The 22,199-nt window shown below is 41.0% G+C and carries 20 protein-coding genes; 6 read left to right on the forward strand and 14 right to left on the reverse strand.

Annotation, left to right across the window (positions count from 1 at the left end; genetic code table 11):
- Genes HWV03_RS01050 through tldD form a run of 3 tightly spaced genes read left to right on the forward strand, consistent with a single transcriptional unit; the run spans position 1 to position 6,232 of the window.
- A complete protein-coding gene (locus tag HWV03_RS01050) occupies positions 1-3,903 on the forward strand; it encodes a YhdP family protein (RefSeq protein ID WP_211678112.1) in 3,903 nt (1,300 codons plus the stop codon).
- Positions 3,903-4,775 (forward strand): carbon-nitrogen hydrolase family protein, encoded by an 873-nt coding sequence (locus HWV03_RS01055; RefSeq protein WP_211678113.1) that lies wholly within the window; start codon positions 3,903-3,905, stop codon positions 4,773-4,775. Before HWV03_RS01050 ends, HWV03_RS01055 begins: the two co-directional genes overlap by 1 nt.
- An 8-nt stretch (positions 4,776-4,783) precedes the next feature.
- A complete protein-coding gene (gene tldD / locus HWV03_RS01060) occupies positions 4,784-6,232 on the forward strand; it encodes a metalloprotease TldD (protein WP_211678114.1) in 1,449 nt (482 codons plus the stop codon).
- Positions 6,233-6,352: 120 nt separating this feature from the next.
- On the opposite strand, the gene yjgA is transcribed toward tldD, so the two are convergent.
- Positions 6,353-6,904, reverse strand: coding sequence for a ribosome biogenesis factor YjgA (yjgA, locus tag HWV03_RS01065; RefSeq protein ID WP_211678115.1), 552 nt, complete (start codon positions 6,902-6,904; stop codon positions 6,353-6,355).
- Between the two features lie 125 nt (positions 6,905-7,029).
- Here yjgA and pmbA point away from each other — a divergent pair, with 125 nt between their 5' ends.
- Complete coding sequence (gene pmbA, locus HWV03_RS01070) at positions 7,030-8,370, forward strand: metalloprotease PmbA (protein ID WP_211673693.1); 1,341 nt, start codon at positions 7,030-7,032, stop codon at positions 8,368-8,370.
- A gap of 104 nt (positions 8,371-8,474) precedes the next feature.
- Here the strand turns inward: pmbA and mgtE are convergent, their stop codons facing one another.
- From mgtE to HWV03_RS01120, 10 genes are all read right to left on the reverse strand, one after another.
- Entirely contained in the window at positions 8,475-9,833 is a 1,359-nt protein-coding gene (mgtE, locus tag HWV03_RS01075) for a magnesium transporter (RefSeq protein ID WP_211678116.1), read from the reverse strand.
- Between the two features lie 149 nt (positions 9,834-9,982).
- Positions 9,983-10,846: an RNase adapter RapZ gene (gene rapZ, locus HWV03_RS01080; protein WP_211678117.1), complete on the reverse strand. Its 864-nt coding sequence runs from the start codon at positions 10,844-10,846 to the stop codon at positions 9,983-9,985.
- Between the two features lie 142 nt (positions 10,847-10,988).
- On the reverse strand, positions 10,989-11,276 hold the full coding sequence (gene hpf / locus HWV03_RS01085) for a ribosome hibernation promoting factor (RefSeq protein WP_067045899.1): 288 nt from the start codon (positions 11,274-11,276) through the stop codon (positions 10,989-10,991).
- Positions 11,277-11,307: 31 nt separating this feature from the next.
- Entirely contained in the window at positions 11,308-12,825 is a 1,518-nt protein-coding gene (locus HWV03_RS01090) for an RNA polymerase factor sigma-54 (protein WP_211678118.1), read from the reverse strand.
- A gap of 49 nt (positions 12,826-12,874) precedes the next feature.
- Positions 12,875-13,600, reverse strand: a complete 726-nt coding sequence (lptB, locus tag HWV03_RS01095; protein WP_045112149.1) for an LPS export ABC transporter ATP-binding protein — start codon at positions 13,598-13,600, stop codon at positions 12,875-12,877.
- A gap of 15 nt (positions 13,601-13,615) precedes the next feature.
- Entirely contained in the window at positions 13,616-14,077 is a 462-nt protein-coding gene (gene lptA / locus HWV03_RS01100; protein ID WP_255546996.1) for a lipopolysaccharide transport periplasmic protein LptA, read from the reverse strand.
- Positions 14,078-14,099: 22 nt separating this feature from the next.
- On the reverse strand, positions 14,100-14,660 hold the full coding sequence (gene lptC / locus HWV03_RS01105) for an LPS export ABC transporter periplasmic protein LptC (protein WP_211678120.1): 561 nt from the start codon (positions 14,658-14,660) through the stop codon (positions 14,100-14,102).
- A complete protein-coding gene (gene kdsC, locus HWV03_RS01110; protein ID WP_211678121.1) occupies positions 14,657-15,205 on the reverse strand; it encodes a 3-deoxy-manno-octulosonate-8-phosphatase KdsC in 549 nt (182 codons plus the stop codon). The genes lptC and kdsC overlap by 4 nt, the downstream gene beginning before the upstream one ends.
- A gap of 1 nt (position 15,206) precedes the next feature.
- Positions 15,207-16,178, reverse strand: a complete 972-nt coding sequence (locus tag HWV03_RS01115; protein WP_211678122.1) for a KpsF/GutQ family sugar-phosphate isomerase — start codon at positions 16,176-16,178, stop codon at positions 15,207-15,209.
- A gap of 47 nt (positions 16,179-16,225) precedes the next feature.
- Positions 16,226-17,194, reverse strand: a complete 969-nt coding sequence (locus HWV03_RS01120; protein ID WP_211678123.1) for a calcium/sodium antiporter — start codon at positions 17,192-17,194, stop codon at positions 16,226-16,228.
- A gap of 325 nt (positions 17,195-17,519) precedes the next feature.
- On the opposite strand from HWV03_RS01120, the gene HWV03_RS01125 reads away from it, so the two are divergent.
- On the forward strand, positions 17,520-17,777 hold the full coding sequence (locus tag HWV03_RS01125) for a BolA family protein (RefSeq protein ID WP_211673702.1): 258 nt from the start codon (positions 17,520-17,522) through the stop codon (positions 17,775-17,777).
- A gap of 11 nt (positions 17,778-17,788) precedes the next feature.
- On the forward strand, positions 17,789-19,051 hold the full coding sequence (gene murA, locus HWV03_RS01130; protein ID WP_211678124.1) for a UDP-N-acetylglucosamine 1-carboxyvinyltransferase: 1,263 nt from the start codon (positions 17,789-17,791) through the stop codon (positions 19,049-19,051).
- A 108-nt stretch (positions 19,052-19,159) separates the two neighbouring features.
- Here the strand turns inward: murA and degS are convergent, their stop codons facing one another.
- The 3 genes from degS to HWV03_RS01145 all read right to left on the reverse strand — a co-directional run bounded on the left by degS (position 19,160) and on the right by HWV03_RS01145 (position 22,143).
- Positions 19,160-20,245: an outer membrane-stress sensor serine endopeptidase DegS gene (degS, locus tag HWV03_RS01135; RefSeq protein ID WP_255546997.1), complete on the reverse strand. Its 1,086-nt coding sequence runs from the start codon at positions 20,243-20,245 to the stop codon at positions 19,160-19,162.
- 97 nt (positions 20,246-20,342) lie between these two features.
- On the reverse strand, positions 20,343-21,704 hold the full coding sequence (locus tag HWV03_RS01140) for a Do family serine endopeptidase (RefSeq protein WP_211678125.1): 1,362 nt from the start codon (positions 21,702-21,704) through the stop codon (positions 20,343-20,345).
- A gap of 67 nt (positions 21,705-21,771) precedes the next feature.
- Entirely contained in the window at positions 21,772-22,143 is a 372-nt protein-coding gene (locus HWV03_RS01145; protein ID WP_211678126.1) for a YhcB family protein, read from the reverse strand.
- Positions 22,144-22,199 lie beyond the last annotated feature (56 nt).

A 22,199-nucleotide genomic window follows, 5' to 3' on the forward strand; every position in this document is an offset into this window, starting at 1 on the left:
GTGACTGCGAAACGCAATTGGCTAAGAAGGTGTGGTAAAGCATGCCTCTATACTTTCGCCTGCTTAGCTGTTTTTTCTGCTGTCTCAATTAGCCTGTTACGGGCGAGTTTCCCCTACCTGAATCAATATCATGATCAGGTGATTGATTGGTTGGTGGCAGATCAATCGGTAAGTATTGAAGTCGAAAGTATTGATGCGGGCTGGTATAAATTCGGCCCGGTATTAATTATTAATACCTTAGACGTCAAGTTTGATGAGTCATTGCCGTATGACTTTGACGTTGAGCGTATCAAGATCAGCATTGATTTTTGGAACAGCTTATTAGAGCGGAAATTACTACTCAATAATTTAATTTTAGATGGCGTCCAGATCAAGCTTCCGGTCTCTCCCTTCGAACGCTCCGCGGAACAAGAAACTAAGCTTGCCACCCCCGAATTAACCCGTTTACTAGATGTTTTTTTTCGTCAACTCAAAAACTTCGAATTAACCAACAGTAACTTACGAATATTAACGCCTGCTGGTGAAGAAAAAGTCATTCATATCCGTGAATTTGCTTGGTTAAATCAAGGTCGTCGTCACCGTGGTGAAGGTTGGGCATACATTAATGATGATGTTGCCGATAATAATTTGCGCATTATGGTCGATGTGACGAGTGCCAAAAATGATTTAACCAATGTCAGTGGTCAAGTGTATGTTCAGGCAGAGAACATGAGTTTGTCACATTGGTTTGAAAAAGTATTGTTTAAACGCGAGGGCTTAAAACAAGGCGTATTAAGCTTTGAAAGTTGGATTGATATTGTTAATAACAAACCGACATCGGCGTTATTACAATTACAGCCTTCAACCTTTACTTGGCAAAATGAAACGAGACAACAAAGTTTGAATATCTGGGGGGGTTATTTACAATGGCAATTAACCGATTCTGGTTGGCAATTAGATAGTCATGACCTGGCGTTGGTCACTAATGGTATTGTGTGGCCGCAACTTGATATACAAGTGAGGCTACAACAGGGCGAGATATTTGCCGCTGTAAATCAATTTGAACTGTCTAAGTTAGCGCCGATTGTAGCATTGTCTCGTCATGTTGATGAAGCCTTGTTTAAAGATCTTAAAACCCTATATCCACATGGTTTAGTCCATGATATTAAGGTTAAAATTCCACTGCAAGACTGGACTCAACTAAGTTATCAATTGAAGGTTGATGGTCTACAGCTACAAAGTTGGCAGGGGTTTCCTAGTATTGAGAATCTTGATGTTGCACTAACGGGTAGTCTAGAGACTGGCAAGGTCAGCATTGATATGAATGATGCGGTATTAGATCTTAATCAGTACCTAGAGCATAATATTCGGGTGAATCAATTTTCGACAGACTTTACCTGGCGTCGTTACCGTAATACAGAGGTTGTTGATAACAAGAATGACAGTGGTATTGAGATCATCGCCGATAAAGTTACCCTTGATACGCCAGAGCTTGTCCTCGACAGTCAATTCTTATTAGATATCCCCACTAACGCCAATGCTTTTTTAAGCCTTGCTGGCGATCTTAAATTACGTGATGCCAGTAAAGCATTTTATTACTACCCAAGCGAATATATGGGTGAAGCATTAATTGATTATCTTCGTGGTGCATTAAAACAAGGTTATGCCGATAGTGGCCAATTATTGTGGTTTGGTGAATTTGCTAATTATCCTTATCGCAATGGCGATGGGATATTTCAAGCTAAGCTGAATGTCGTTGATGCTGTGTTTGCTTTTGATCCGCAATGGCCAAGCGTAACCGACTTAGAGCTTGAGTTATTATTTCAACAAGATGATTTATTTATGTCGTCCCGAAAAGGTAACTTGGATCAAGTCGCTATCTCTCGTGTGGACTTGCAACTGCCTCGTTTAGGGGATGTGAAAGCACTTGGTATTCAAGCGCAATTTAAGACGACGGGCGCACAAGCCAAATCTCTAATTGATTCTAGCCCGTTACCGGAAGTAACTGATGCGTTAAACAATCTTCAAGTTTCTGGTGATATTAATGGCAAAATCGACATTGTCATTCCATTTACTGATGATGAGCAAGTGGTGGTAAAGGGTGGGGTAGATTTAGTTAATGACCGGATTTATTTACCTGCGCTTGATTTAACCTTGACTGATGCTAGCGGTAGTTTCACATTTGATGATAATGGTTTGTTATCGACACCTCTTACCGCTAAGTTGTACGGTGAGCCACTGGGGGTTCGTTTTAGTAGTGGGCAGAACAATGCTCATTATCAGGTAAATGTTGAACTTGCTGGTCAGTGGCAAAGTCGTAATATTATGGCTCAGTTAATGCCACAATATCAGCAATATGTCTCTGGTGATGTTGATTGGAAAGGCTCATTAAACATGGTATTTCCTGAACAAGGGTTTGACTATGAATTTGATGTGCAGAGTGATTTAAAAAACCTAACGCTTGATTTACCTATGCCATTAGCAAAAAGAGCAACTCAGGATTGGCCAACTGATATTTCTGTGGTTGGTAATGATAAACAAGCGAATATTCAATTAACCGCCAGTGATGTGATGTATTTTTCTGGACAGGTTAATTACGCGAAGGAACAGCTAGAACTTATTCAGTCATTAGTGCAGATTGGTAATGCTGATGAACTACTGATAAGTGATTCGGCCAATGCTATTGTTGTTAATGTTGATGAGCTTGATATCGCCGAGTGGCTATTATGGTATGGCGGTTTACCTGACAGTGAATTTGATGTGAGTAGTGCGGTAGAGCCCTTATCCTCAATTAAGGTCGCGGTAGCAAATACGACTTACTATCAACAGCCCTTGAACGATTTAACGATAACTGCGACAAAAGGTTATCGTAACTGGGGTATTGAGCTTAAAGCGAGTGAGTTTAATGGTTCGGTTGTTATTCCGGATATCGGTAATATAAATATCGACTTTGATTATCTTTATTTGCCTGATCTGGTACTACCGTCAGATGTAACTAATGATGCCGGTGTAGCACAAGATGCCAAATCAACAACACTTGTCTGGCAAGATGTCCCCGGTTTCAACTTCAATTGTGGTGCCTGTATTCTGGGTAAAATTAATTTAGGGAGTACGTCTGCAGAAGTGATTAAAAGTACGTCGGGCTTAACACTTAAAGCACTTGATATTGATATGGAACATTCAACGGTCGCTATGACTGGCCGTTGGTTCACTGATAAACAAGGTAATCAGTCGACCGAATTACAGGGTGACTTAAAAACAAAGAGTGTTGAAGAGTTTATGACTGGCTTAGGATTAATTAGCCCGTTAGCGAAAACGCCTGCCGATGTGGATTTTAGTCTTGCTTGGCAAGATCACCCTTTTAATATTGATGGCGACTCGTTAAGTGGTAACGCCACGATAAAAACGGAAGCAGGGCGGATCTCTAATGTCAGTGATAAAGGTACACGTTTTTTAAGTGTATTAAGTTTGCAGTCATTAGTGAAACGACTCAGTTTAGATTTTAGTGATGTATATAATGATGGCCTTCCGTATTCATCTATGGAAGCGTCATTGCAGATTGCTGATGGTGCGATTAATAATCACGATTTTTTGCTGAATTCAAGCAGCGGTAAGATTACCGGTAGCGGCTACCTTGATTTAGTAACTCGCACCATTAATTATAATTTAAGCTTCTTTCCAGATGTGACGTCGAGTTTACCGGTATTGACTGCGTTTGCGGTAACGCCAACAACAGCATTGGCTGTGTTTGCCCTATCGAAGATTTTAGAGCCTGTGCTTGACGTGATCACTGAGCTTAAATTCAATGTCAGCGGCGATTTTGACAATCCGGTATTTACGGAAGTAAAACGGAATAAAAAACAGATTGCAGTACCCGATAAATTAATCAACGCTGCAGAGTCAGAAACCACAAGGAATAAGTGATGCAATTAGTGGCGATTCAAATGACCTCTGGTGCAGATATAGCAGCAAACTTAGCGTATGTAGCCTCGCAACTTAGGCTGATTAATATTGGTGTTGAACCAACCTTAATATTATTGCCAGAGAATTTTGCATTATTTTCTAATCGTGATGATTATTTCGCTCATGCAGAGCCCTTAGGCCAAGGACCTGTACAACAGCAACTTGCAGACTGGGCTAAGCAATATCAATGTTGGCTGGTGGCGGGTTCTTTCCCTATTCTTAGTCATAGTAACGAGCGTATTTATACCACCAGTTTAGCATTTGACCCGAATGGGGAATTGGTGCAACATTACAACAAGATTCACTTGTTTGATGCCCATGTGCCTGCTGTATTAACCGCCGCGAGTGATAATCAAGAAAAGACCGTCATAAACGTTCAAGCGTATAAAGAGTCGGATAGTTTCATACCTGGCGACAGCATCGCCACCTTTAACGTTGGTGATATTAAGTTTGGTATGGCTATCTGTTATGACTTACGCTTCCCTGAGCTATTTCGGGTACTCAGTGCTGCCAAGGTCGATGTGTTATTATTGCCAGCCGCATTCACTTATGCGACAGGTAAAGCGCACTGGTTACCTCTGTTACAAGCCCGAGCGATAGAAAATCAATGTTATGTGTTGGCGGCGAATCAGGTAGGTGACCATGGCCAAAATCGCCATACTTGGGGACATTCTGTTATCTTAGACCCTTGGGGTGAACTACTGGCACAACAAACCTTTGCGTGTGGCATTAGCTGTGCAACATTAGACAAACAAAAGTTAGTACAAGTACGTACTGATATACCTATTTTACAACATGCGCGCTTTACGGCGAGCTTGAAAAATAAAGAGTAACAACTCCGATGATATTTGAACAAGTCGAAAATTCAATTTTACTGCCAGCCGATTTAAATATCGATAAGCTGCAGAGTACACTGTCATTATTGATGGGCAACCAGCTTGATTATGGTGATCTTTATTTCCAAGCTTGCAAACATGAATCTTGGGGTTTGGAAGACGGTATCGTCAAAGAAGGGTCGTTTAATATCGAGAGGGGTGTTGGTGTACGTGCAGTATCCGGTGAAAAAACCGGTTTTGCTTATTCCGATGACATCAATCTACAAGCATTAACCCAGTCTGCGAAAGCGGCACGAGGTATTGCTGCTAGCGGCGGTGAAGGTAAAGTTAAAGCATGGAGTAAACCTCAAGGCAGTGAAATATATCAGCCATTAGATCCATTAGCGAGTATGGATAAGCAACGTAAAATTGCCTTGTTACATGAAGTGGATGTGTACGCACGCTCACTAGATCCACATGTTACACAAGTAAGTGTGAGCTTGTCGGCAGTATACGAAGAGATCCTGGTCGCTGCAACTGATGGCACTCTTGCAGCAGATATTCGACCATTAGTACGCATGAACTGCTCTGTGTTGATTGAGAAAAATGGCAAACGTGAACGTGGTGGCGCGGGTGGCGGTGGCCGTTATGGTTTTGATTATTTCTTAGATGATGTGGATGGTGTACAACGTGCATTCAGCTATGCCAAAGATGCAGTGCGCCAAGCATTAGTTAATATTGATGCGATTGATGCCCCTGCTGGTGCAATGCCTGTTGTTCTTGGTGCGGGTTGGCCGGGTGTATTACTACACGAAGCTGTAGGTCATGGTCTAGAAGGTGATTTTAACCGTAAAGGTACGTCTGCTTATGCGGGGAAAATTGGCGAGAAAGTAGCATCTTCACTGTGCACAATTGTTGATAATGGCACGCTAGCTAATCGCCGTGGTTCATTGAACATCGATGATGAAGGTACTGTGACAAAAAATACTATGTTGATTGAAAATGGTATTTTGAAAGGTTACATGCAAGATAAGCTTAACGCCCGTTTGATGGGGGTGGAGTCTACGGGTAACGGCCGTCGTGAATCATTCGCACATTTACCTATGCCGCGTATGACGAATACGTATATGTTACCTGGTGAGAGTACACCAGAAGAGATCATTAGTACGGTTGAGAAGGGCATTTATGCGCCTAACTTTGGTGGTGGTCAAGTTGATATTACCTCGGGTAAATTTGTATTCTCCGCATCTGAAGCGTACTTAATTGAGAATGGGAAAATAACTACGCCAATTAAAGGTGCAACCTTGATCGGTAATGGTCATGAAGCAATGCAGCACATCTCAATGGTCGGTAACGACCTAGCATTAGATAAGGGTGTGGGTATTTGTGGTAAAGAAGGCCAGAGTGTCCCTGTGGGGGTCGGTCAGCCTACACTGAAACTAGATAGTATGACGGTGGGTGGCACTGGTAGCTAATTTGCTATTTGTGGTATACAGTTGATCAAAATAAAGCCCTAGCAAGTGTATAAATGACTTGTTAGGGCTTTATTGTTTGTATCGGTTAAACATTAATACTACCGAAATAGCTAATTAATATTATAGACCCGCTATCTCGCGTAGGTGTTTAAAGATTTCTTTGCTTGGTTTAGCTGCTTTCAGCGGCTTTTCCGCTTTAAGTTCTTTATTCACTTGGCGAACCAGTTGACGTAATTTTTGACGATCAGCGTTTGGATATTTTTCCATTAATGCTGTGATCGCAGCATCACCACCGGCAATTAACTCATCACGTACTATCTCTAGTTTTGTTAATTCAACGGTTGCTTGGTTGTGTTTATTGGTGATCTTATCGTATGCCATTTGGATCGGCTCGAGGCCATCGCTACGCATAATTTTGCACATGTACGATAGATGTCTGCTGTAAGCATCTGTACGTACTGCGATTTTTCTCGCTGTCACAATTGCAGCAAGTAAGTGTTCAGAGAAACCCATCTTAGCAATCTCTGCTTTACTTAGTAAAGAGATCGCGCCAGCGAGTTTAAGCGTCTCGGCAATTTCAATTTTGTTTTCTGCACGACTTTGATATAGCTCGTCGTCTTCAGCACGTCGGTAAGACTTTTCGCTGGTAATATTCCGTTCTTTTACGCTCATAATATTCTTTTTCAAAACGATTGATATGTTAATTGTATCAGTTTATTGCTAATTGCGCAGTTGCAGCAGGAATTTTTATCGCAACATGGTATGCTTAATCCAGTATAACTTATTGAAACGAGCCCATGAACTTAAAACAGCAAATTACATTAGAACAAAATAAATTGGAATTAGCCGTTACTCAAGCACTCGATATCGCGAAAAAGGCAGGCGCGACAGATGCTGAAGTAGCTATTTCACGACAAACTGGTTTGTCTGTGAGTACACGCATGGGCGAAGTTGAAAATGTTGAATTCAACCATGACGGCGCATTAGGTATCTGTGTATACCGCGGTCAACGTAAAGGGAATGCATCAACCTCTGATTTAAGTGAAGCGGCAATTCAAAGCACCGTTGCTGCGGCGTTAGATATCGCGTTACATACTGCAGAAGATGAATTTGCTGGTCTTGCTGATCGTGACCTGATGGCGTTTGAACCAGAAGACCTAGATTTATGTCACCCAATTGAAATTGAACCTGAGTATGCTATTGAACAAGCTTGTCTCACCGAGCGCTTAGCCTTGGCGCAAGATTCTCGTATTGTGAACAGTGAAGGTGCGTTTACCAGCCATAGCAGCATTAAAGTTTATGGGAACAGTCATGGTCTCGTGAATGGCTATGCAAGTACCCGTCATAGCATGAGTTCGGTATTGATTGCAGAGCAAGACGGCGCAATGGAACGTGATTACGGCTATTCAATGGCGCGTGACGCAAGTAAATTGTGGACACCAGAGCAAGTTGCTATCGAAGCGGTTAATCGTACTGTGGACCGTTTAGGCGCGCGTAAAATCGATACCTGTAATGTACCAGTTATTTTTCATCATGATGTTGCAAGTAGCTTAATGGGTCAGCTGGTAATGGGTATTAGTGGTGGTAGCTTATATCGTAAGTCATCATTCTTATTAGATAAGTTAGGCGAACAAATTTTCCCTGACTGGTTAAACATCCAAGAACGTCCGCATATTAAAGGTGGTTTAGCATCATCTATGTATGATGCTGAAGGTGTGCGCACTAAAGATTTAAATGTTGTAGAACAAGGTATTTTAAAGAGCTACCTATTAACCAGCTACAGCGGTCGTAAATTGGGTATGCAAACAACTGGCCATGCTGGTGGTATCCATAACTGGAATGTCACAGGTAAAGGCGAAACATTAGGTCAACTGTGTCGTCAAATGGGCACTGGTTTATTGGTGACTGAACTGATGGGGCAAGGAGTGAATATTGTAACGGGTGATTATAGCCGTGGCGCCTCAGGTTTCTGGGTTGAGAATGGTGAGCTGCAGTATCCAGTACACGAGATCACGATCGCAGGTAATTTAACGGATATGTTCAAAAATATTGTTGCAGTCGGTAACGATATCGATGTTCGTAGCAGTATTCTAATGGGCTCTACACTATTAGAATCAATGCAGATTGCAGGTAACTAATATCCCCTAGGTTTAAGTGAGAAAGCCTGTGTCATGATGACACAGGCTTTTTACGTTTATAGGCTATTAACTTTACTTTCTGAACTCTGCTTTCGTTATAAAGGTTAACCGTAGACTAGTGTTGCCATGCCTAAGAAGGCAAATAGACCGACGACATCGGTAACGGTGGTGAGTGCCATGCCGCCAGCTAAGGCAGGATCGATATTATATTTCTTCATTGCCAGTGGAATGACCACGCCTGCAAGCCCCCCCATCGCCATGTTGATAAACATAGCGCCACCAATGATCAGCCCCAGAGATGGATCGCCTTTCCATAATGATACTATGATTGCAATAGATATTGCCCAGATAGCCCCGTTCAGTGCGCCAACCATGGCTTCTTTACCAATTAACCAACGGCTATTGTCGTCATTAATATGACCAACCGCCATACCACGAATAACCAATGCGAGGGTTTGATTACCGGCAATACCGCCCATGCTTGGCACAATGGTCATTAAAATAGCAAGTGTAGCGAGTTGTTCTAAGGTCGCTTCAAACATGTTAGAGACGGATGCAGCAGTCAGTGCGGCAATTAAATTAACCCCAAGCCAGAGTGTTCGACGTTTGGTACTTTGTATTACTGGCGCGAAGGTATCTTCATCGTCATCCATACCGGCCATACCCATCATGTCATGCTCGGCATTTTCACGAATAATATCAACCACGTCATCGATGGTAATACGTCCGAGTAGTTTACCTGAGTCATCAAGTACTGGCGCAGAGATCCAGTCATGACGTTCAAACAGCTTGGCAACCTCTGAGGTATCCATATGTGCAGGTAAGGTTTCTGCTTCGCGATCCATAATAGTGCTAATCACACTGTTTGGATCTGTTGTTAATAACATGGCTAAGGGCACATCGCCAATTAAGCGATCATCTTTATCAACCACGTATAAAGTATCTGTGGCATCGGGTAATTCACCGCGTAAACGGATATAACGTAAGATCACATCGACAGTCACATCTGGTCTTAAAGTAATGGTATCTGTGTCCATGATACTGCCAGCAGTGTCTTCTGGATACGCCATCGCTGTTTCTAAACGTTGACGATCTTGGGTATCCATTTGGGTGATAACTTCTTGATAGATACTGTCTGGTAGGCTACGGAGAATATTGGCTAAATCATCAGTATCGAGCCCCTCTGTCGCAGCGACAAGGGACTCCGTATCCATCAGTTTGAGAATACTGGTTTTGGCATCTTCATTAAGTTCGTCAAGGATTTCACCTTGCATTTCAGAGTCGGTCAAACGCCACAGTACTTTACGGCCTGCTGGTGGCGATGATTCCAGTAATAACGCAATATCACAAGGGGGCGTTTGGTAGAGCATTCGTTTAACGTGAATGAACATACCACTATCAAGTGCTTCGTTCACTTCGCTTAAACGTAGGTGTGTGCTGTCATGCTCCATCTTTTCTGGCATATGTCGTCCCCATTCTTATTATTCTTCTTCTGCAAGACCTTGCTTGCTGGTGCTGCGTAATTCTAGCTTAATCTGTATTTATAATCAGCATTAACAATAAAGTAAAATAATTAACTGTTTAGATCGTTAACGCCATTGCAAATGAGTACCTAGATAGTTTTATGTTTATTTTTTTCTAAGGTTTGATGGCGAGTTTGCACTACACGATTTTGTAGTTTAAAGCTCTTTGCTAATTGTTCAGCAATGAATACCGAGCGATGTTGGCCGCCTGTACAACCGATAGCAACGGTGACATAACTGCGGTTATTTTTTTCTAACATTGGCAACCAAGTCGTGAGTAAGTTTTCAATCTGTTGTGAAAAGCTCATTACATCAGGCTGTTGGCTCAGGTATTTAATGACGGGTTCATCAAGACCTGTGTAAGGTTTTAATTCTGGGATCCAATGGGGGTTTGGTAGAAAACGGACATCAAATACATAATCGGCATCCATAGGTAGGCCATGTTTAAAACCAAATGATTGAAATACTAAGACAAGTTGGTTGTTTTTCTTTCCTAAAATACGTTCTTTAATCTGTTCACTGAGTTCATGAATATTGAGTTCAGTAGTATCGATTTTTAAATCAGCAAGTAACGCTAAAGGGCTTAATCGTTTTTTTTCTATTTCAATCGCTTGTGATAGAGATAGCTCATCTTTTGTTAACGGATGAAGGCGTCTGGTTTCACTATAACGTTTGATAAGGACTGACTGGTTAGTATCAAGAAATAAACTAGTCAGATCGGTGCTCGTTCTTAACTCTGTAATTATGTCGTTTAATTCTTTTTTTTCTGTCGGTAAATTACGGACATCAATACTCACTGCCACTTTTTCGGTTTGGTCATTTAAGGTTTTTAGCAGTTGTGGTAGTAATTTTACTGGTAGGTTATCTACGCAATAGTAGCCTAGATCTTCAAGCACGCGTAATGCAATTGATTTACCAGATCCTGACTGGCCGCTGACTATTATTAATTTCATCTTTTATCCTCACAGCGATATAAAATAATGGGTTCATTATCCCGCAATTGATTTGGATATGATATGTTTTAATTATGTCAGAAGCATTAATACCTAAAGGAAAAAGTGGTTTTCCTTTAGGTTATCTGTGGCGAGATTAAAATTAATGACGAATCAACTTCTCTTTATGCTTAATCACTTGGCGATCGAGCTTATCCAGTAAGCCATCAATTGCGGCATACATGTCATTGTGTTCATGCACGGCAAAGATCTCCCCCCCATTTAAATGTATTTTTGCTTCTGCAATTTGAAGTAATTTTTCGACATTTAAAATCACATGGATATTGTTTATATGATCAAAATGCCGTTCTAATTTGGAAAACTTGCTATCAACATAATCTTTCAGTGAGTCTGTAATGTTTACATGTCTACCGGTTAAATTAATTTGCATATATGTCTCCCCTATGAAGGTTGGATTAGCCTTATAATAGGCTTTTACGCTGATTAGACGGTGGTATACTTAGTGCCTCCCGATATTTTGCAATCGTACGTCTAGCCACTTTGATACCTTGATCAGCAAGTAAATCAGCAATCTTGCTGTCACTTAATGGTTTAATGACATTTTCTGCCGCGACCAATTTTTTTATTAATGCTCGAATAGCGGTTGATGAACATTCTCCGCCATTGTCAGTACTTACATGGCTTGAAAAGAAAAACTTAAGTTCAAAAATACCGCGTGGTGTATGCATAAACTTCTGCGTTGTTACCCGTGAAATGGTTGACTCGTGCATTTCCACTTCTTCGGCAATATCATTTAAAACCATAGGTTTCATGGCTTCATCGCCATACTCAAAAAAATCAATTTGTCGTTGAACAATACTTTTAGTTACTTTTAGTAAGGTTTCATTACGGCTATCTAAGCTTTTAATAAACCATTTAGCTTCTTGTACATGCGTTCGAATAAACTGCCCATCGCTGCTACTACGATTGCTTGTCGACAAGTTTGAATATTCATTGTTCACTTTTAATCTTGGCACAATGTCAGGATTTAACTCGACTACCCACTGATTATTTTTTTTCTTTACTAAAACATCGGGAATTACATAAAGCCCTTCAGTCTGATCGATAACATTGCCAGGTCTGGGTTCTAGACTCTGAATTAATTGCATGATCTCTTTAAGCTGTGGTTCTTTTAATTTTGTCTTACGGCTTAATTGACGGTAGTCGCGATTGCCTAATAAATCCATGTGAGACTGAATTATTTGCTGACATTCTGTTAACCAAGGTGTGTTTTTAGGTAAATGCTGGAGTTGGATCAATAAACATTCTTGTAATGAACGCGCTGCAACGCCGATGGGATCGAAATGTTGAATACGCTTTAATACTGCTTCTATTTCGTCTAATTCAACTTGCTCTTCACTATTTTCTTTACTACTGTCGCTAAGTTCTTGGTGACCGTTATTGACGCTAGACAGGATGTCTTCACAAGTCTGATTAAGGTAGCCATGATCATCAATGCCATCAATAATCGCAACGGCAATAGCACGATCAGTGTCAGAAAATGGGGTTAATTCCATTTGCCACATGAGATGCTCGTATAAGCCTTCGCTGGTCTCACCTTGATAGACTTGGTCTAAACCATCAATACTGCTACCCGCACTGCTGTGAGTCTGTATTTGAGGGGTATAGACATCATCCCAATTACTGTCATTAGGCAATTCATCTGGCATGGCTTCACTGGCGAGCGCATCACTAACTTCTATTTGGCTGGCATCGGTAACTGCGTCGTTATTATTTGGATTATGCTCATCACTACTTTCTGTATCGTTTGCTTGAGCTGTGTTGGGATCTTCTTGTTCCAGTAGCGGATTACTGTCTAATGCTTCTTGAATCTCTTGTTGTAACTCCAAGGTCGATAATTGTAATAATCGAATCGCTTGTTGCAACTGTGGCGTCATTGCCAGAGATTGACTCATACGAAGTTGTAATGATGGCTTCATCTAACGACTACTCTCTCTTCCTTAAATGCGGTAACGTATCAATATCAAACTATAGTCGGAATTGATCACCAAGGTATACTTCTTTCACTTTTTCGTTGGATAAAATCTCTTCAGAAGTACCAGATGCGATCAAATGTCCATGGCTCACAATATAAGAGTGTTCACATACATCGAGTGTCTCACGTACGTTATGGTCGGTAATTAATACCCCTAAACCACGATCGCGCAGATGTTGAATAATTTTTTTAATATCACCTACCGAGATTGGATCAACGCCAGCAAAAGGTTCATCTAATAAAATAAACTTTGGATCTGCCGCAAGCGCGCGGGCAATCTCAACACGGCGGCGTTCACCACCCGATAAGCTCATGCCTAAACTATCGCGAATATGGGTGATATGGAACTCTTCTAATAATTCTTCTAACTTTTCTTCACGTTCGAAACGCGTGAGTTCAGTTCGTAACTCTAAGATTGCCATGATATTTTTCGTTACCGATAAACGACGAAAAATAGACGCTTCTTGGGGTAAGTAACCAATACCTTGTTGTGCACGAATATGCATTGGCTCATGCGTTAATTCTTGGTCATCAATGAAGATTTGTCCATGATCTCGCTTAACCAAGCCAACTACCATATAAAAGGTGGTGGTTTTACCTGCGCCATTAGGCCCGAGTAAACCAACAATTTGGCCTGATTCAACTTCGAGACTCACATCTGACACAACTTTTCGTTTGTTATAACTTTTTGCTAAGTGTGATACTTTTAAACGTGCCATATGAATTCATCTACTCTAATTAGTTTTGTTGTCTTCAGGAGTGAAAATAGTGATCACTCGATCAGATTCATGCTTGCCGCTTTCGGCTATCATTTCTTGTTTGTCAATTTGGTAGATAATCTTGTCACTTTTAACTTCGCTATCAGCTTGGCGTAAATGTGCATTTTTTGACAAGATTAAGCGTTTTTTACCTAGCTCGTAGCGGATCTCATCTGCTTCGCCATTAATTTTCTTACCGTCATCAAGCTCTTGATAAAAAGTGGCTGGCGACCCTATGGCAATCATTACTTCTGTGCCTTTTTCGCCAGAGCTTAAGACCGTGAGTTTATCGGCATGAATTAATGTCGTCCCTTGAGTCACCACGACACTATCATAAAATATGACTCGGTTCTCTTTAATAAACACTTCTTGACGTTTGGCATTAACGACTACATTCTCTGTAAAATCAGACTCTAATGCGAGGGCTGAATTACTCATGAATAATGTTAATAGTAAAACTTTATATTTTTTCATCATTAGTATAAATCGCTTCAACTTGCTTAAGGATAGTCATGTATTCTTGCTTTAAATCACCTTCAAGTCCGACACCTGTTTGATGAAATAAGTCCCCTGAAATGGTAATTAACTGATCGCTATGCACCAAATTTTCGGCAAGCTCTAATTGTAAATAACTGGTAGTAATGGCATCAATATAATCATTTTTTTTCATATTCTTGATGACAACATCGTTTCGTAGTGTTGCCACGTCGTCGCTACTGAAGTTACCTTCTTTTGCTTTGATTTTCCATGTCGCTTGTGCATTTTCATCATAAATAATAATAACGGGGTTAGTAAACATTGTCATGCCTAACTCACCATAATGCTCCATGCTATCTGCAAAAATGCGACGTATAATTTTTCCATCAATACTAAATTCAACGCTACGTAGTATTTGAGCGGTGAAATCAGGCTGATATTTGGTTGACTGTGCCGTTGCAGACTCGTCATCAGGCGAAAAAAAACGCCAAATACCAAGTGCACAAAGAAAGAGAATCACAATTCCTATGTTTTGGCGGCTCATACAGAGGTGCCCTGTGCTTGGTCTAAGATCCCTTTGGCCAATAGGATTAGATCTGCTAATTCTCTTACTGCACCAAAGCCACCACGAATAGAGGTGCTAAAGTCAGCACTTTTTTTAACAAGCGGGTGGGCATCGGCAACGGCAACACTGAGTCCACAAAGATTCATTACTGGTAAATCAATGACGTCATCACCAATATAAGCCACATGCTCTGGCGATATTTTTAGTTCTTCGAGCAGCATATTAAATGCGATCACTTTGTTGTCTTGGCCTTGATAGATATGCTTAACACCTAAACCTTGCATACGGTTAGCTACAATTGTCGATTGACGGCCAGTGATCACAGCAACTTCGATATCGGCATTAAGGAGTGATTTTACGCCAAAACCATCGCGAGTGTGAAAGGCTTTTAGTTCTTCACCGTCGTTTCCCATGTACACGCGGCCGTCAGAAAAAACACCATCTATATCACAAATGAGTAGTTTTAATGTTTTTGCTTTGGTTAAGATGTCTTGTGGGATTGGACCGTATAATGTATTGATCATTTTATAGTACACCTGCGCGTAGTAAGTCATGCATGTTGAAGGCGCCGACGGGCTCTTGTTGTTCATTGACGACAATTAAGCCGTTAACTTTTTTGTTTTCCATGACTGCAAGGGCTTCTGCAGCTAAGATATGTCTATTAATAGTAACACATCTTTGTGTCATTACTTCACTGATTGGGGTTTGGTGAATATCTATACGTGCATCAAGGATACGGCGTAAATCACCATCCGTGAAAATACCAACCAGCTTAGACCCGTTATTAACCGCCGTCATACCAAGCCCTTTGCTAGAGACTTCTAATAGCGCATCAGAGATTGTCTCGGTTTGTTGTACGCTTGGTACGTCGTTACCTTTATGCATAATGTCTGAAATACGTAATAATAATTTTCTGCCTAAGCTACCGCCGGGATGAGAGAGTGCAAAATCATCAGCGGTAAACCCTTTTGCTTCAAGTAAGGCTACAGCGATAGCATCACCCATCACTAGGCTTGCAGTAGTACTCGATGTAGGTGCTAATCCCAACGGGCAAGCTTCTTTATCAACTTTAATACATAAACTAATTTTTGCTTCGCGCGCCATGGTTGAATTATCATTACTTGTCATCGCAATAATGGGAATACTTAAACGTTTAAGTACTGGGTATAACGCTAAAATTTCATCTGATTCACCTGAATTAGATAACGCAATAACCACATCACCACGTTCAATCATACCAAGGTCACCATGGCTTGCTTCGGCTGGATGCACAAAGAAAGCAGGGGTTCCGGTACTGGCTAATGTCGCGGCAATTTTATTGGCGATATGACCTGATTTACCCATGCCTGTCACAATGACTTTACCTTTACATTCGATTAATAATTCACAAGTCTCGGTAAACGTGGCATCAATATATTGGCTTAATTGAGAAATCGCTGCCGCTTCCGTGTTAATGACATTAAGCGCGCTTTGGCAATAGTTAAACTGACTCGACATGGTTACTCCCTAATGAAAATATTGTTTAATACTTAGACTAAACAATGTTAAATGCTACTAAATACAATGAATTGATACGCTACAAAACCAGCGAGTAAAATGGCACCTTCAACACGAGTAATACGTCCTGGACGGCCTCTAAAGCCCATTGCCATCACCAGCATTAACATAGTTGCGCCAAGCATATAATAGAAATCACGACTAATAATCGCCGGGTCAATCATGCCTGGAGCTAAAATACCTGGTAGTGATAATACAGCTAAGATATTGAATATATTAGAACCAATGATATTACCAATAGCAAGATCATCTTCACCTTTAAGTACACCAGTTACGGATGCGGCGAGTTCAGGTAAGCTAGTTCCAATAGCAATAATAGTTAGGCCGATCACTAAATCACTCATGCCAAAATACTGTGCAATAACAACGGCAGAATCTACAAGAAAATGTGAACTGACAGGTAATGCAATCATGCCGAAGACTAACCAAGCAACCGCTTTCCAGGTTGGTACACCTTCAGGTACGTCATCACTATGTTCTTGGATAAGTGGATCATTACTTGGACGTTTTAATGCTAGGATAGTTAAGGTGATGATAGTAATGAAGAAGAGTAATAATAAAATCACGCCTTCGTACATTTCCAGTTTTAAATCCCATAGCACAACACCCGCCAGTAGTGTGGTAATTAATACCATCGGGATCTCACGACGGATCGTTGCTGAGCCTACGAGCAGTGGTTTTATTAACGCGGTGATACCTAATACTAAGGTGATGTTGGTAATGTTAGAACCAATCGCATTACCAATAGCTGTGTTGGGTGAACCATTAAGTGATGCCGATACAGCGACCATCATTTCTGGCGCGGACGAACCCATCGCGACAATTGTCAGGCCAATAACCAGTGGTGAAATACCTAAGTTTCTCGCTAGTCCTGCGGCACCATAGACGAATTTATCGGCACTGATTACCAGGCCAATAAATCCAAGAATTAAAATAATAATATTTGTAGTTAACATCGGCACAGTTTAAAAATTGAATAAGTAAGAACACTATTTTCGGTCTTTTTGCACTGAAAGAAAAGGTAAATTGTTAAATCTTGTTTAGTATTCAAGATTGAAGGGGAAAAATCATCACATAGTTATGCTTTTATGATTGTGTATTATACCGATTACTTTTAGAATACTGGGCTATTTTAATACTTTAGTTTTAAGCGCAATTCTTTCAGCTAGATTGCCATTCACTTAAAACTAAACGTGCAGTTAAGGGTCTATTACAATAACGCTAGCGGCATGTACGGTTTTAACTACGCTTAGAATGGCGACATCATGGGATTTAAGTATTATGGATATTAAAGAATTACAAACATTGCTGGAGAATGAATATACGTTCCAGGAATTACACGTTAAAGGTGAAGGCAGCCATTATGAAGTTATCGCTGTCGCCGAGATGTTTGTCGGTATGAACCGTGTAAAAAAACAACAAGCTATTTATGCACCATTAAAAGAGCAGATTGCATCAAATAGTATTCATGCGTTATCCATCAAGGCATACACACCTGAAGAATGGATTCGCGAACGTAAATTCATATTACCTTCTTAGGCTGGATTAGAATGGATAAGTTTTTAATTAAAGGTCCTTGTCAGTTAAATGGCGATGTGACTATTTCGGGTGCTAAAAATGCTGCACTGCCGATTTTATTTGCCACATTGCTAAGTGATGAAACGATCACTCTTAAGAATGTTCCTGAATTAAGAGATATTAAGACCACGCTGCAATTGTTACGTGAGCTTGGTGCACAGGCTGAACGCAACGCAGAAGGTGATGTTGTTATTACTGCTGGCTCTGTTAATTGTCAAAAAGCCCCTTATGAATTAGTTAAAACGATGCGAGCATCGATCTTAGCATTAGGTCCTTTGACGGCTAAATTTTCGACTGCGGATGTGTCTTTACCTGGTGGTTGTGCAATCGGCGCTCGTCCTGTGAATCTACATATTCATGGTTTAGAGATGATGCAAGCGGACATTCGCGTTGAAGAAGGCTACATTAAAGCCCGCGTTGATGGTCGTTTAAAAGGTGCGCGTATCTTAATGGATATGGTCAGTGTAACAGGTACTGAAAATCTATTAATGGCAGCAGTACTTGCTGACGGGATCACCTCTATTGAGAATGCAGCAAGAGAACCTGAAGTGGTTGATCTAGCTAACTTCTTGAATTCACTTGGTGCTAAGATTAGTGGTATTGGTTCTGACGTATTAACCATTGAAGGTGTTGAAGCGCTTCATGGTGGTACATATACAGTGCAACCTGATCGTATCGAAACGGGTACTTTCCTTGTTGCTGCGGCTGTCACTGGTGGTAAAATTAAATGCCATAAAACAGACCCTTCATTACTCGATGCTGTATTGCTAAAGCTTGAAGAAGCGGGTGCTACGGTTGAGACTGGTGATGATTGGATCACGCTTGATATGCAAGGTCGTGAATTAAAAACGGTAAATATCAAGACTGTGCCTTACCCTGGTTTTCCAACAGATATGCAAGCACAGTTCACGGTATTAAATACAGTGGCGAAAGGTACTTCAACTATCATTGAAACGATCTTTGAAAACCGTTTCATGCACGTGCCTGAATTAGCGCGTATGGGCGCAGACATTGAACTGGAAGGTAATACGGCTATCTGCCGTGATACAGAGAGTTTAACTGGCGCACAAGTGATGGCAACAGACTTACGCGCGTCTGCAAGTCTTGTTATCGCTGGTTTCCTCGCGAAAGGTGAAACAACGGTTGAGCGTATTTATCACATTGACCGTGGTTATGAGTTTATTGAAGATAAGCTACAAGGCTTAGGCGGTAATATTACGCGTATTAAAGGTTAATATTCGTCGGACTTTGTGTCGTTTTAATAGCAGTTTATAGCGTGTAAGTATTTGTAATAAATAAAAAGGGCGCATTGATATGCGCCCTTTTTGTATCTACGTGTTGTGTTATGGCTGTAGTGCTTGTAGTTCACCTAGCTTGACTGAGATATCAAACTGCTTACCGTCTCGTATTACCGTTAAGTTAATTTTTGAGCCAGGACGTTGCTCCGCTACCACATCCATTAACCAGATTACATTATCAATTTCAGTACCATTGAATTTGATTACCACATCACCCGCGATTAACCCGGCTTTCTCTGCTGGCGAGTTTGGTGCGGTATTTTGTATGACAATACCTTGGTTGGCTTCCAAGCCGAGTAATTTAGCCATAACAGCATTTATTGACGTACCTTCAATACCTATATAACCACGGATCACGCGACCATTGGCAATCAATGCATCCATAATTTTAACCGCGAGCGGGTAGGGGATCGCAAAGCTGATACCCATGGTTTCAACATTTTCGGCCAATTGGAATGATGCCGTATTAATGCCCACTAATTCACCTAGACTATTTACAAGCGCACCACCCGAGTTACCTTCGTTAATTGCGGCGTCCGTTTGTAAGAAATTCTGATGGCCAGTGGTGCTCATTCCAATACGACCACGGGCACTAATAATACCTTGGGTGATAGTTTGCCCTAAGTTGTATGGGTTACCAATGGCGAGTACCACATCACCAATATTGGTCTGTTCATGTTTACTTTGTGGGATACTGGGTAAATTTTTGGCATCGATGTTTAACACTGCAAGGTCGGTATATTTATCAAAACCAATTAACTCGGCGGTAAAAAACCGTCCGTCTTGGAGCGCAACAATTATTTGATCTGCATTGGCAATAACGTGATAGTTTGTGAGTAAATAACCCTTCTTATTCATGATCACGCCAGAGCCAAGACTTTGCGGACGTAATGTCGGCTTACTATTAATGGTTGATTTTTGGTAGGTGCGTGTATAAATATTGACAACTGAAGGCGCAGCGCGTTTAACGGCGGCAGAAAAACTCATTTGCTCATTAAGGCCGAGTGAAAATGGTTGAGTGAGTGCTAAACCTTGTTTATTTTTTAATTGTGGTAATGCTAAAAGCAATATCGTTGCGACAACGATACCGAGTAAGATACTTTTTGAAATATATGACAACAAACCTTGCACTGAGATATCCCTACGTTACCCATCAAAAATAGCAACGTAGAGAATAGCATCTCTTTCTAGGAGAATGTAGAAAATTACTTATAAAGTGCTGTAAGTGCTAACGCAACACTAAGAACAAATGCTGGTTACCACGGTTGATATTAAGTGCCAGTGTGGCTTTATCTTCACTGAGTAACTTACGTAACTGGACTAAATTTTTCACTTTATGCTTGTTAACACCAATAATAATGTCACCTTCCTCCAAGCCCGATATCGCGGCTATTGAGCGGGGTTCTACTTTCTCAATTCGCACACCTTGATTGTTGTCAGTACTAACTAGTGCAGCGCCTTCAAGCCCTGGATGTAGGTTACTGGCATTTGCGATATTATTGTCAGCGGGCTTTAATGTTGCGATGAGACGTTTTTCTTTATCATCTCTGATTACGCCTAAAGTGATTTTTTTATCAGCACCTAATGTTCCAATCCTAGCTCTTAACTCACTGAAACTACGGATCTTGTTGTTATTAACACTGACAATTATGTCACCGGCCATTAAGCCAGCCTCTTCAGCTGCAGAGTTGGGAGTGACTTGGTTAATGAATGCGCCATATTGCACATCAATATCAAACGCCTTAGCCAGATCTGCAGTTAATTCTTGGCCTGTAACACCTAATACGCCACGGCGAACTTCGCCATGTTCAATAATTTGCTGTACCAGATTGTTAGCCATGTTGGCGGGTATCGCAAAACCGATACCGACGTTACCGCCATTTGGCCCTAATATCGCAGTGTTAATACCGATTAACTCACCGCGTAAATTAATTAATGCTCCGCCGGAGTTACCGCTGTTAATTGCAGCATCGGTTTGGATGAAGTTTTCTAGATTTTCTAATTGGAGCCCAGTTCGACCTAAAGCACTGACAATACCAGATGTCACTGTTTGGCCTAAACCAAAGGGGTTACCAATGGCTATTGTGAAATCACCGACGCGTAATTTATCCGAATCGGCGAATTTAATCTCGGTTAAGTTTTTTGCTTTAATTTGCAATAGGGCAATGTCACTGCTTTTATCCGCACCGATGAGTTTGGCATCATATTCATGGCCATCTTTCAGCATAACTTGGATCTCATCGGCATCAGCAATCACATGATTGTTGGTGAGGATGTAACCTTGTTTGGCATCGATGATTACACCAGAACCTAGACCTTGAAAAGGTTGAGTTTGTTGTTGAGAGCCTGGGCCATCAGGGCCAAAAAAATAGCGAAATGCTTCTGGGATACGCTGTTGAGATACCTTAGTTCCAGATACGGAGATATTTACGACGGCAGGGGTGACTTGTTCTAATATCGGCGCAAGACTGGGTAAGGCTTGTCCTGCAACAGCGGGAGGGAAAGCTGCTGTTGCAGGTAAACTTGCTAACCCCATTGCTGTACTTAATGCTAAAGCAGTGAGTGTTTTGAAGTGTAATTTAGGTTTCATAACAGTTTAAGCCTTTAAAAGTTAGAAGCATAAACAGTTAGGTGTAGTTAAAAGCTAAAAGTTCAAGTTATTTGTTCAGTAACCCTGAACTCGTACTTGAATAATCCTTTGGTTGCCCTTCTATCGGTTCTGCAGGGTCTACGACTTCTTTGGTTTGAAAAGGAATATCTTTAACGGCAACATTATCTAATAAGTGTTTGGCGTTGCTGGCTAAATGCTGTTGCATTTCTACATAGGTATCAGACAATTTCATTAATAATGCTTCGGTGCTGGTGAAGTGTTCATTCACATCATGTTTGTATTGTTCAATTTCAGCTTCTTTGGCCAGTAGCTTACCCTTAAACTTACCTGTTTGATCTTTTGTGTTGGTCATCTTTGCAATAGAAAAACCGATAATAATACCGATAACCAAACTAATTAATATTTCAAGATAGGGCATATACACCTCGTTAAATGGTAATTTGTATTCTACTAATACGGGACACTCATTCTGAT

Origin of the sequence: Moritella sp. 36 (assembly GCF_018219415.1) — a bacterium.
Taxonomy (GTDB): domain Bacteria; phylum Pseudomonadota; class Gammaproteobacteria; order Enterobacterales; family Moritellaceae; genus Moritella.